This is a genomic window from Bifidobacterium sp. B4142, assembly GCF_026537325.1.
In the GTDB taxonomy this organism is placed as follows: Bacteria; Actinomycetota; Actinomycetes; order Actinomycetales; family Bifidobacteriaceae; genus Bombiscardovia.
Window position 1 is genome coordinate 1 of sequence record NZ_JAFNMJ010000011.1, and the last position, 2953, is coordinate 2953.

Genomic DNA, 2953 nt, shown 5'->3' on the forward strand with positions numbered 1-2953 from the left:
GTGATTTCAAGAAGATCTTCTACAAGGGCGCCGATCCTTCAATCAAACGGCAGTTGGCACTGCAGCTTGGCATCATGTCCAACAAGCCCGGCGTCAGCAACGAGAAACTGCTGCGCGACTGGCTGGAAAACATTCGAATCGCCCGCAACAAGACCGCCCATCACGACCGCTTCTGGAACTGCATCGACCCCAAGATGACACCCATCAAGCCCAAGCTGTACCCCAACGACGCTACTTGGTGGGGCAACCAATGGGAGCCCTTCCGCCGGCCGGAGTCAAAAGGCCCGGCTGGATTCCTGACCATGGAGCACTACCTGCTGAACCAGCTAGGCATCACCTACTGGCGCAACAACTTCGTGGGACTGATGAACCGTTACCCCGGCATCCCCCTGAAACACATGGGCTTCCCGGACAACTGGCAGTCACTGCCCATCTGGCAGTGAAGCCTGCACCCTTTTCACCCAATAATACTGCGACTAGAATAGGCAGGCAGTTTTGGCGTATAGCCTTATTCCAGGCTCGTATTGAGGGGCAAGCTGGTTCCGGTCGCGTGGCGACCGGAACCAGTGCGGCAGCAGTATGGTCGAGCTGATCCAGCTCGGCGGGGTTTCGGGGCGGCGGCCCCGATACAAGCTTTGCTGCCCACCTAAGTCAGATGGCTTTTCACAGAAAGTAGGACATACCCGAACCACTAGATCGCAGGCCACCACCATTTGGGCAGCGCACGGTTCCATAGTGTTATCGCTGGCCATGTCTCAATAATGCAAGATTCACCGATAGTAATCTCAAAGAGGATTCCATCAGAACCTCAACCAGTCATCCAGCTCCTCTGCTCGTTCTCATGTCCGGCTTGTCAAAGCTCTCCCCTGCCAAGCAACCCACCAACCCTGCGATGTGCGACCACTTCACCAGGAGCTGATGGACACGGACTTCACCGACACCCACCACTTCGAGGTGCCGGTCACCTTCTGTGAGGGCAGACAGGACCACCACGTCTCCTCCGCCGTCGCCCGCGACTGGTACGAGACAATCGACAGCCCCAAAAGCTGGCACTGGTTCGATCGCTCCGGCCACTTCCCCCAATGGGAGGAACCCGACCGCTTCCTGGGATGTGTGCTGCAAGACTTAAGTCAATAACTGATCGCAGAACCGGAATCCTTTTTTTGCCGAGAAAGCACTTCCTCAATATGCTTTTACTGCTGCTCTGCCACAAGCTGTCAGCTACTGTAGACTCGTCTATATGCTCCAAGTAATTACGAGGAATCCCCTGGAAGATAAGGGCGAAGCACAATATCGTCAGCTGGTGAGAGTGGGACATAAACTACTGAGTGTCGCGGTGTTCGGGGACACACATGGTAGCGTCCCGAAACTGGTGCTGCTTTCAGGGTGTGGAACCCCTTCCCCTCTGTATGATTTCAAGGCTCTCATTACTAGACTGCAAAACTCATACTGTCTGATTGTGGTGGAGAAGTCCGGGTACGGGTTTAGTGACTGGTCTCGGGACCCCAGAGATATCGACACGATGTTGGATGAGACCAGGGCGGCGCTGCACGGGGCCGGAGTGACTGGGCCCTATGTGCTCCTCCCCCACTCAATGTCTGGGCTTGAAGCACTTTACTGGACCAAGAAGTACCCTGCCGAGGTGGAGGCCATCATCGGATTGGATATGGCCACGCCACAGGCTTATGAGACGCGCAACCTGGTGCCTCCCGCCGCAGCCACAGCACTGTTGGGCGCCCTTTGCCGGACAGGACTTCCTCGTCTCCTGCCCAGACTGACCGCGGACCAGTCACCCGCCATCAAAGCAGGAAATTTGTCTGCTGAAGATAAGGCGGTCTACCGGACCCTCTTCTTCAAGAACTTCATGGATCCAGACATCCAGCGAGAGATCAACACGGTCAACGCCAACGCCCGCAAGGTTGCGGAAGCTGGATTGCCACAGATCAAGATGCTGCAACTGGTTTCCAACGGGAAAGGCACTGGCTTCAGCAAGGATGAGTGGCGATCCATCCAAGAATCCTTCAAAGCGCAGCAAGGTAACTCACAGATACGGTATTTCGATGCCCCTCATTATCTCCACGACTATGTGCCTGAAAAAATGTCCGAGGCCATCAGGGATTTTATAAGCGGAAAACCTGACCGATCCAGCAAGGTTATCCGGCACACACTTACATCTCATCCCTGAATCAGTTCCAAGCAATCTCATTTTATGCAGTCAGACGATTTCTGTGCCAATGTCATCAGACACTTCCTTCTGGCTAATCCAATCGGGCACATTTCGGGCACATCGCTACCCATAAGTACCCGTATCAGCTTGCATCAGTTCATACTTGGAATCTGCTAGAATTGGCAGTATTCCTTGGATAGTTAGCAGCAGTTAAAGGCAGCTCGCATGTACCAGAACAGCGGCTTATCTTACAAGGGGTCGCGGGTTCAAATCCCGCCGGCCCGACCAAATAGCAACGATTCCAAGGTCTTAGGCCTTGGAATTATTTGTAGTTCCAGGCCCTTTGATACCTATTTGCATATATTCGGCGCTTCGCTCTTTCTTCACGTTTCCCTTCATTCGCCAACTGTGAGTTCGTGATCGGCCAGAAGATCCTCGGGGTCGGCGTTGAGCTGAGCGTAAGCCATCATCAGCTTCTTTCTCAGAGTCCCCGGCAACGCGGCCGCGCCTTCCCTTGATGCTGATGGTCTCTGCGGATGCATTCCTGCGCTAATACGGGCGCAAATCCTCTACGCCATCCTCCTCCATCCAATCACGTAGGTCGTGGAGTCAACCTGGACCAGTTGACGTTTGCGGCTGGCTTCGGCCTGGCAGACGGTCAGGGTTGAGGTCGCCGGTATCCTCCTGTTCTGTGCAGAACCACAAAGGAGCGTACCCAGGACAACTGCGGGAGCCTGGTAGAGGGTCATAATCAAATCCACCGCCCTGGGTCTGGCCCGAGATGTC

Annotated in this window: 4 protein-coding genes; 3 read left to right on the forward strand and 1 reads right to left on the reverse strand. The window is 54.8% G+C overall.

Annotated features, from left to right (window positions below):
• The 3 genes from J3U06_RS09220 to J3U06_RS09230 all read left to right on the forward strand — a co-directional run.
• Positions 1-443 (forward strand): Abi family protein (locus J3U06_RS09220; protein ID WP_267444984.1); only part of this gene is annotated, 443 nt, incomplete at its 5' end.
• Between the two features lie 475 nt (positions 444-918).
• Positions 919-1137, forward strand: a complete 219-nt coding sequence (locus J3U06_RS09225) for an alpha/beta fold hydrolase (RefSeq protein WP_045924388.1) — start codon at positions 919-921, stop codon at positions 1135-1137.
• A gap of 385 nt (positions 1138-1522) precedes the next feature.
• Positions 1523-2185: an alpha/beta hydrolase gene (locus J3U06_RS09230; protein ID WP_110412869.1), complete on the forward strand. Its 663-nt coding sequence runs from the start codon at positions 1523-1525 to the stop codon at positions 2183-2185.
• A gap of 551 nt (positions 2186-2736) precedes the next feature.
• Here the strand turns inward: J3U06_RS09230 and J3U06_RS09235 are convergent.
• Positions 2737-2953 (reverse strand): hypothetical protein (locus J3U06_RS09235; RefSeq protein ID WP_267444985.1); only part of this gene is annotated, 217 nt, incomplete at its 5' end.